Here is an 8895-nt window from a genome sequence, read left to right as displayed (position 1 = left end):
GACTGTTTTTCGCCAATACAAGGCAAAAGTTGTGAAGTTTAGTGATTCTAAACGAACGACTTTTAACGCCGTAGTGGCGAAAAAGAGTCATAGTCCAGCGGATTGTGTTTAAAATGAGCACACTCATCGTTGTAATCCTCATCAATAGTCCCACTATTGATTTCGGCTTACGCCTAGATTGTGCTCATTTTAAACGACAACTCAAAATATAAACAAAGATCAACAGACCCTAGTTTTGATTCATTTTAAGGGGAAACAATATGCGTTGGCAGGGACGTAGAGAGAGCAGTAACGTAGAAGATCGACGGGGCGCATCCGGCGGCGGTTTTCGCGGCAAGGGCGGTGGTATTGTCGGTTTGCTGATTATTTTAGTCGGTGCCTATTTTGGCGTCGATCTGTCTGGTTTGGTCGATACCAGTAGTATCAGTTCGGGGCAGAGTTACCAATCCTCACTGAGTGAGCAGGAAGAGCAGCAGTTAAACTCCTTTTCGCGCGTGGTGTTGGCGGATACTGAAGTGGCCTGGGAACAGTATTTCGGCAAGAGCGGTCAGCGTTACACACCACCGACGATGGTGCTTTACAATTACGCAACCCAAACCTCATGCGGCACCGGACAGGCAGCAATGGGACCGTTTTATTGCCCGAATGACCAACGAGTGTATCTGGATCTTTCATTTTATAAAGATATGAGTAACAAGCTGAAAGCCTCAGGCGACACGGCATTTGCCTATGTGATCGCGCATGAAGTCGGACATCATGTGCAAAATTTATTGGGCATTTTGCCGAAAGTACAGCAAGCGCAGCAGCGCAGTGGCAGCCAAGCTGCGGCAAATCAATTATCGGTCAAATTAGAATTGCAAGCCGACTGTTTTGCCGGTATTTGGGGGCACTATGCCGATAAAAACGGTATTTTAGAGTCAGGCGATTTGGAGGAAGCCTTCAATGCTGCCGAAGCGGTCGGCGATGACCGTTTGCAAAAACAATCTCAAGGTTATGCAGTGCCTGACAGCTTCACCCATGGCACATCAGCACAGCGTTTAGCTTGGTTTCAACGTGGATTACAAAGTGGTGATATTAAGCAATGTAATCCGTTTGGCTAAAGCGTTTTGCTGATCTAAAGTGCGGTCGACTGCAAACAAATAACCTAAAAACAATCTGTAATTTGACACTGCAGATTGTTTTTTTATCGCTAAATTCTCATTTAGGATAAAAAATAAGGTTTTTATCTATTTTGCTATTGATAATTGTTATCAATAATGTAATATGCTACGCCTCGAATGTTCCTAAATAAAGATCAACTGACCCTAATATTGAGGCTAAACCATGCAAAAAAATATTCACCCCAGCAACTATCGTACTGTTTTATTTTATGATTCCAACGCAAAAAACGGTTTCTTAATCCGTTCTTGTGCTAGCACCAATGGCACCATGAAATGGGAAGATGGCAAGGAATATCCGGTGTTTATGTGCGATACCTCTTCAGCATCACACCCTTACTATACGGGTAAAACCCGTCAATTAGGTACAGAAGGGCGTGTCAGCGACTTCAGTAACCGCTTCGCCAAATTCGGTTTAAAAAGCAAATAGGAGTTTAATATGCAAGTATTATCATCATTGAAAAGCGCTAAAACTCGCCATCAAGGCTGTAAAATTGTACGTCGCCATGGCGTGGTTTATGTGATCTGCAAAGAAAATCCACGCTTTAAAGCCCGCCAAGGGGGCTGTAAGAAAAAACGCTAGGATTTTTTTCATTGAAAAAAAACTTGATAAATTTTATTATCGATGCTCACAGCTATAATTCTGTAGCTGTGAGTAATACACTTTTTATAAGGAATAGATAATGAAATTACACCATTTGTCAGGTTTTATCGCATTATTGTCGAGTGTCGGGTTATTTGCCGCTCCGCTAAATGTTGCTTCTTATAACATACACCACGGTGCTGGTGAAGATGAGGTTTTAGATTTACAGCGTATTGCGAATGTATTGAATAAGTTAGACGTGGATTTGGTCGGTTTGCAAGAAGTGGATATTGCTAACGCCAGAACCGGATTTGTCAGTCAAGGCAAATATATTGCGCAGCAATTGCAAAATGCGCAAAATACGCCTTGGAAAACCTTAAATGCAGCCGCTATCGAGTTTGAAAATGGTGAATATGGCAATGCTATTATCTATAAATCCGATGCATTAACCTTAAATGACTATAAAGTGGTGCGCTTACCGGATCCCGATGGTGATGGTCAACGTTCAGCGGGTGTTGCAACCTTTACGGATAAAGATGGTATTACATTCCAATTTGTCGCCTCGCATTTAACCCACAAAAATAAAACTGAAAATGGTAGCACGATTCAATTAGCTTCGTTAAAAATGATCGAAGAAACTCTTGATTCTAAGTTACCGACCATTTTTGTAGCCGATTTCAACGCTTCGATCAGAAAAGAAGATAATCATAATTTGGATACGATGGCGTATTTGATAAAAAATAACTGGCGGATTGATAGTCCGTTAGAAGGGGCGAGTATCCCAGATGAGCCATGGATTATTGATTATGTGGTCAGCAAAAATCACGATAAATTAAAAGTCAATAGTTCGCAAATTGTGTTGGATGATTTGACTAAAGTTGCTTCTGATCATTTCCCGGTGAAAGTGAACTACCAGCTAGAAAAATAGTGATTAAAAAAGCCGATTGGTTTCCCAATCGGCTTGTATATCCAGCAGTATAAATACTGTGCGGTAAAAATTAACGCTTGCTGAACTGTGGACGACGACGTGCTTTACGCAAGCCGACTTTCTTACGTTCAACTTTACGAGCGTCACGAGTGACAAAGCCGGCTGCACGCAGTGCAGGGCGTAAAGTTTCATCGTATTCCATCAATGCACGAGTGATACCGTGACGGATCGCACCTGCTTGACCGGAAATACCACCACCTTTAACCGTGATGTACAGATCCAATTTTTCAGTTAATTCCACTAACTCCAGCGGTTGACGTACGATCATGCGAGAAGTTTCGCGACCGAAATAAACGTCTAATTCACGTTGGTTGATAGTGATTTTACCACTGCCCGGTTTGATAAATACACGGGCTGAAGAGCTTTTGCGGCGGCCTGTGCCGTAGTTTTGATTCTCTGCCATAATCTTGATCCCGTGATTAAATGTCTAAAACTTGTGGTTGTTGCGCAGCGTGGCTGTGTTCAGCACCGGCATACACTTTCAATTTGCGATACATTGCACGACCTAAAGGACCTTTAGGCAACATACCTTTAACCGCAATTTCAATCACGCTTTCAGGACGACGCTCGATCATCTCTGCGAAAGTCGCTTGCTTGATACCACCGATGTGACCTGTGTGCCAATAGTAGATTTTATCGCTTTGTTTGTTTCCGGTTACGGCAACTTTTTCAGCGTTAATCACGATGATGTAATCACCGGTATCGACGTGTGGAGTGTATTCGGCTTTGTGTTTACCACGTAAGCGACTTGCGATTTCAGTAGCCAAACGACCTAAAGTTTTGCCGGTCGCATCAACTACATACCAGTCACGTTTTACAGTTTCCGGTTTTGCTACAAAAGTTTTCATTAAATGATTACCAAAATAAAATTTTTAAACCCTGTGCTTAATATAACAACATCAAGCACACCTCTAAATTGATTGCTGCACCCCTTCGAGTGAGAACTCAATTAAATTTACGCGGTGGGAAATACCGTTCGTAATACAGGGTCGCAAGATTATACGGAAAATAGTGGCAAAATGCTAATTTTTCTTTTAAATTTGTTTTAAAAAAACGGCTTAGGTCAAAAAAATATGATTTAGTGCTTAGCGTTAACTTGATAAGGATTTATAATTTCAATCAGTTACCTTGAACAGTTCAATACAATTTAACATATTTCAACGGGGGAGAGCATGGAAACAGCAGCAGTGGCAAACAATGTATGGTTGATCGGTACAATTGGGGTGGTGATTGGCTTTATCTTAGCGTATCTTTTCATCAGAATAACCAGTGGCAGTGTCAAAAAACAGTTAAAAACCGAATCCGAATTAAAACAGGTGAAGACTGAGGTAGAACAGCAGAAAAACAAGATCGAGGAACATTTTGCCGAAAGTGCAGAGCTGCTGAAATCGTTGGCGCAGGACTATCAACGCTTATATCAGCATTTAGCCAAAAGCTCAGTGGCATTATTACCGGAAGCTACAGCAAAAGAAATTTTTGCTCAAGATTTGTTGGCAGACAAAACGGCTGAAACATTTGATGAAAATGTGGCAAGTGCGGTCAACGAATCACAAAACGACGAAAAAGCGCAACCAAAAGATTATTCTAAAGGTTCTTCAGGCTTGTTAAAGTCTAAAGAATCTTAAAGATAAAGTCTTAATACAAGAAGTTTAATTTATTGAAAAGCAACGATTTTCCGTTGCTTTTTTAACAACTATAGAGTGGTATTATGCGGGAATTCAGTGAAATTATTAAAGCCAGAGATTGGGAAAATCCATTAGTGACCTCCTCGTTATCGCGACTGGCAGCACATGCGCCGTTGTGCGCTTATCCCGACGTGCAAAGTGCGGTCAGCAAAGCACCATCGCCTAATCAACAATCCCTTAACGGCAGCTGGCAATTTCAACTGTTCGCCAAGCCGGAGGCTGTGCCGGAAGCCTTTATTCAGCCGCACTTTGATGATGCCGACTGGCTGACGATTGCTGTGCCGTCCAATTGGCAGTTGCAGCCAAATGTGGCGGACAACCCGATTTATACCAATATTCAATATCCGTTCCCGGATAATCCGCCTTATGTGCCGCAAGCGAATCCGACCGGCTGTTACCGCACTTCGTTTGTATTGCCGCCGGCGTGGCAACAGCGCCAAGTGCGGATCAATTTTGACGGTGTGAACAGTGCGTTTCATCTTTGGTGTAACGGATGTTGGGTCGGTTATGCGCAAGACAGCCGTGTTGCCGCCGAGTTTGATTTAACGGAATTTGTACAAGCGGGCGAGAATCGGTTAGCAGTGATGGTACTGCGCTGGAGCGACGGCTCTTATCTGGAAGATCAGGATATGTGGTGGCTGAGTGGCATTTTCCGCGATGTAACCTTGCTGAGTAAACCGCAGTTGCATATTGCCGATGTCGAAATTCAAGCGGATTTGGATGCGATTTATCAAAACGGGCAACTTGTGGTCAAAACCCGTTTGAACCAAAACAGCGAATTGACAAAAGTGCGGTTGCAGCTGTTTAATGGCGAGCAATCGCTGCTGGATATCACCCATTCAATCGCACAACAAGCAGCGGTCGATGAAAAAGGCGGCTATCAGGATCGGATTCAGCAAATCGCCGACGTACCGCAGGTGCAACCGTGGTCAGCAGAGATACCGCACTTGTATCGTTGCGTGATCAGCTTATTAGATCACAACAATAAACTGCTCGATTGCGAAGCCTATGATATCGGTTTCCGCAAGGTGGAAATTAAGCAGGGGCAACTGCTATTAAACGGCAAACCGCTACTGATTCGTGGCGTAAACCGGCACGAGCACCATCCCGAACGTGGACATGCGCTGACCCTTGAAGATATGCGGCAAGATATTATCTTACTGAAACAAAACAACTTTAATGCGGTGCGCTGTGCGCATTATCCCAACCATCCCGCTTGGTATGAGTTGTGCGATCAATATGGTTTATATGTGGTGGACGAAGCCAATTTAGAGACCCACGGACAGTTTCCGATGCAGCGTTTGTCGAACGATCCAAGCTGGCTCAACGCCTATTTGGAACGGGTTGTGCGTATGGTGGAGCGGGATAAAAACCACGTTAGTATTATCATCTGGTCGCTGGGCAATGAATCGGGTATCGGTAATAATCACCATGCGATGTATCAATGGCTGAAGCAGCGCGATCCGAGCCGACCGGTGCAATACGAAGGCGGTGGCTCGATGACTGCGGCAACCGACATTATCTGTCCGATGTATGCCCGTGTTGAACAGGATCAATTTTTCGCTGCCGAAGCAGTCAGCAAATGGGCAATCAAAAAAGCGATTTCGATGCCTGGTGAACAACGACCGCTGATTTTATGCGAATATGCGCATGCGATGGGCAACAGCGTGGGCAATTTTGCGCAATATTGGCAGGCATTCCGCCAATATCCACGGCTGCAAGGCGGTTTTATTTGGGATTGGGTCGATCAAGGTTTAACCAAATTTGATCAAGAAGGTAATCCCTATTGGGCGTATGGCGGTGATTTTGGCGATCAAATCAATGATCGTCAGTTTTGTATCAATGGATTGTTATTCCCAGACCGCACTTTGCATCCGGCCATGCATGAAGTGAAAAAAGCGCAGCAGTTTTTCCAATTCAAACTGGCAAAGGCGGAGCAGGGCTATGAGTTGACCGTAACCAGTGAATACCAGTTCAAAACCGTGAAAGATTGCTTCCTGCATTGGAAACTCAGCGCTAACGGTTTTCCGATTCGCTTTAACTATAGCGGGCTGAATCTGCCGCCGCAAGGCAGCCAAACAATCCGGATTCCGTTGGATATTCACCTGCTGCCGGATACGCTGTATTTGATTGATGTGGAAGTGGTGTTAAATCAAACCCAAACATGGGCAGAAAATGGTTTCAGCCTGGCAAAACAACAGTTTGTGCTGCCTGAAGTGATTGCACTGAGCGAACCGCCATTGCAACCTTCTGCGCTACCGCACTTTGTTGAAGATGAAGCGCAATTAACGGTGCAGCAGCCGCATTTTCAGCTTGTGTTTGATAAAAAGAGCGGTTTGCTCAGCAGTTGGCGGAAAAATGGCGCTGAACAATTGGTGCAACCGTTGCGCAATAATTTTTACCGAGCGCCATTGGATAACGACATTGGCACCAGCGAAGCGCACCATGCCGATCCAAATGCGTGGATCAGCCGTTGGCAGCAGTCCGGTCTGTGGTCGTTGACTGAAAAATGTTTGGCGTTCAAGCTTGAACCACTGTCCGATTGTTTGCAAATTTGTGTGCAGCACGGCTATTATCATCAAGAGCAACTGCTGCTCAAAAGCCAATGGTTGTACCGTATCACCGCACAGGGTGAACTGGATTTGGCTGTTCAGGTTGAGGTCGCCGACGGTTTGCCGTCGCTGCCGCGCGTGGGCGTTGAATTGGCGTTGGTCAACAGCGATAGTCGCGTGAAATGGTTTGGGCGCGGGCCGCATGAAAATTATCCGGATCGCAAAGATGCAGCGCATATCGGGCAATATGATTTGTCACAATTTGAGCTGCACACCAACTACATTTTCCCAAGCGAAAACGGCTTGCGTTGCGATGTGCGTGAATTAACCGTGGCAGAACTCAACGTGACAGGGTCGTTTAATTTTGTTGTCAGCCGCTTCAGTCAAGCCAATCTGGCAGAAGCACGCCACACTTGTGACTTAGTGGCGGGTCCTTGTCTTTATGTTCGCCTTGACGGATTCCATATGGGCGTCGGCGGTGATGACTCATGGACCCCAAGTGTACATCGGGAATATCAACTGTCACAAAGGCAATACCATTATCAACTAAACTTCGCACTATAATCGAGCGAGACCAAACACTTATTTGCGGCAGAATATCGATTTTGTCGCAAATAGTACTCGTCGTATACACTTTAAACAACTATAAAACTTGTTTTTTTTAAAATTGGGGTTATAATAACTCCAGAATGAAAAGGATCATCTGTGAACAGCAAAAGTATCATAAAATTGATAGAGAAAGACGGCTGGTATCTTGTTGCAGTTAAGGGCAGTCACCATCAATTTAAACACCCAGCAAGAAAAGGACGGGTGACTGTGCCACACCCTAAAAAGGATTTAGATATCAAAACGACAAAATCAATATTAAAACAGGCAGGGCTATAGCCCTTTGAAATAGGAGAAGAAAATTATGCTCTATCCAATCGCAATCGCTATTGGTGATGAAAAACATGCTTATGGTGTGGTTGTGCCTGATGTGCCAGGCTGTTTTTCTGCTGGAGATACGCTGGAAGAAGCGTTTATGAATGCAAAAGAAGCGATTACTTTTCATATTGAAGGTATGTTAGAAGATGGTGACGAGATTCCACAGCCGAAACCGATTGAACAACATCAACAAAATACTGATTTTCAAGATTTTATTTTGACATTTGTCGAAGTTGATTTGTCCCACTTATTGGGTAAATCAGAAAAAATTAATGTTACACTGCCGAGTTTATTGATTAAGCGCATTGATCAATTTGTGGCAACACATCCGGAGTACAAAAATAGAAGCCAATTTTTGACCAAAATCGCCACTGACAGGGTGTTTGCATAACGGTTTTTATCAAAGCTGCTCCCTCTCTCATACGACAACCGCACTTTCTACAACCACATGGCCCTTGAATTCATAACAAGGGCTCGTTTTATACCAAAAGTTGCCATAATTTCTCCACGTTAAATTTGGTGCAATTCGTGGTGCAATTTCGGTGCAAAATAGTGTTGTTTTCGATCTTAGCAGATCACGGCGGATCAGCAAAGCACTGTTTAAGCATACAGTAAAAAAGAGAGAGTGATTATTTAAGTGGTTGTTTTAGATAATAAAAAGCCCCGATTAAAAAATCAGGGCTTGTGGATTATATTTACCAGTGGTGCCTAGGGCCGGACTCGAACCGGCACACCCGAAGGCGGTTGATTTTGAATCAACTGCGTCTACCAATTTCGCCACCCAGGCAACGCTGATAAACATAATCGCTGTCAGTGGTGGGCATTATACGGCTAACCACATAACTTGCAAGCGTAAATTTAAAAATTTTATTCGTTCGCTTTAATTTTCGACAATTTGTTTATTTCTTAATAGATACCGCACTTTTCAGGCTTTGAGGTAGCTGCAAAGTGCGGTTTGACATTAGGGTCTATAGCTCAAATTATAAATAAAGATCAACAGACCCTA

10 protein-coding genes and 1 tRNA gene are annotated in these 8895 nt (G+C 43.8%); 8 read left to right on the top strand and 3 right to left on the bottom strand.

Going from position 1 to position 8895, the window contains the following annotated elements:
* Positions 1-260 precede the first annotated feature (260 nt).
* From ypfJ to FHQ30_RS04435, 4 genes are all read left to right on the top strand, one after another.
* The gene (gene ypfJ / locus FHQ30_RS04450) at positions 261-1100 is read left to right on the top strand and encodes a KPN_02809 family neutral zinc metallopeptidase (protein WP_139610876.1); all 840 of its coding nucleotides are present in this window, start codon (positions 261-263) and stop codon (positions 1098-1100) included.
* A 223-nt stretch (positions 1101-1323) separates the two neighbouring features.
* Positions 1324-1587 (top strand): type B 50S ribosomal protein L31, encoded by a 264-nt coding sequence (locus FHQ30_RS04445; RefSeq protein WP_139610875.1) that lies wholly within the window; start codon positions 1324-1326, stop codon positions 1585-1587.
* Positions 1588-1596: 9 nt separating this feature from the next.
* Positions 1597-1740: a type B 50S ribosomal protein L36 gene (gene ykgO / locus FHQ30_RS04440; RefSeq protein WP_132966813.1), complete on the top strand. Its 144-nt coding sequence runs from the start codon at positions 1597-1599 to the stop codon at positions 1738-1740.
* Positions 1741-1840: 100 nt separating this feature from the next.
* Complete coding sequence (locus FHQ30_RS04435; protein WP_139610874.1) at positions 1841-2668, top strand: endonuclease/exonuclease/phosphatase family protein; 828 nt, start codon at positions 1841-1843, stop codon at positions 2666-2668.
* Positions 2669-2738: 70 nt separating this feature from the next.
* On the opposite strand, the gene rpsI is transcribed toward FHQ30_RS04435, so the two are convergent.
* Entirely contained in the window at positions 2739-3131 is a 393-nt protein-coding gene (gene rpsI / locus FHQ30_RS04430) for a 30S ribosomal protein S9 (RefSeq protein ID WP_084257202.1), read from the bottom strand.
* A gap of 16 nt (positions 3132-3147) precedes the next feature.
* Entirely contained in the window at positions 3148-3576 is a 429-nt protein-coding gene (gene rplM, locus FHQ30_RS04425; protein WP_132966809.1) for a 50S ribosomal protein L13, read from the bottom strand.
* Positions 3577-3900: 324 nt separating this feature from the next.
* On the opposite strand from rplM, the gene FHQ30_RS04420 reads away from it, so the two are divergent.
* The 4 genes from FHQ30_RS04420 to FHQ30_RS04405 all read left to right on the top strand — a co-directional run bounded on the left by FHQ30_RS04420 (position 3901) and on the right by FHQ30_RS04405 (position 8280).
* Positions 3901-4353 (top strand): Z-ring associated ZapG family protein, encoded by a 453-nt coding sequence (locus tag FHQ30_RS04420; RefSeq protein ID WP_139610873.1) that lies wholly within the window; start codon positions 3901-3903, stop codon positions 4351-4353.
* An 83-nt stretch (positions 4354-4436) separates the two neighbouring features.
* A complete protein-coding gene (locus tag FHQ30_RS04415) occupies positions 4437-7529 on the top strand; it encodes a beta-galactosidase (protein ID WP_139625147.1) in 3093 nt (1030 codons plus the stop codon).
* Between the two features lie 141 nt (positions 7530-7670).
* Positions 7671-7850, top strand: coding sequence for a type II toxin-antitoxin system HicA family toxin (locus FHQ30_RS04410; protein ID WP_139610871.1), 180 nt, complete (start codon positions 7671-7673; stop codon positions 7848-7850).
* Between the two features lie 25 nt (positions 7851-7875).
* Positions 7876-8280, top strand: a complete 405-nt coding sequence (locus FHQ30_RS04405) for a type II toxin-antitoxin system HicB family antitoxin (protein ID WP_139610870.1) — start codon at positions 7876-7878, stop codon at positions 8278-8280.
* A 311-nt stretch (positions 8281-8591) separates the two neighbouring features.
* On the opposite strand, the gene FHQ30_RS04400 is transcribed toward FHQ30_RS04405, so the two are convergent.
* Positions 8592-8676 (bottom strand) — tRNA-Leu (locus tag FHQ30_RS04400).
* Positions 8677-8895 lie beyond the last annotated feature (219 nt).

Origin of the sequence: Testudinibacter sp. 'clade 2', from assembly GCF_006227735.1 — a bacterium.
Classification (GTDB): Bacteria; Pseudomonadota; Gammaproteobacteria; order Enterobacterales; family Pasteurellaceae; genus Chelonobacter.
This window is presented reverse-complemented; position numbering and strand designations above follow the sequence as displayed.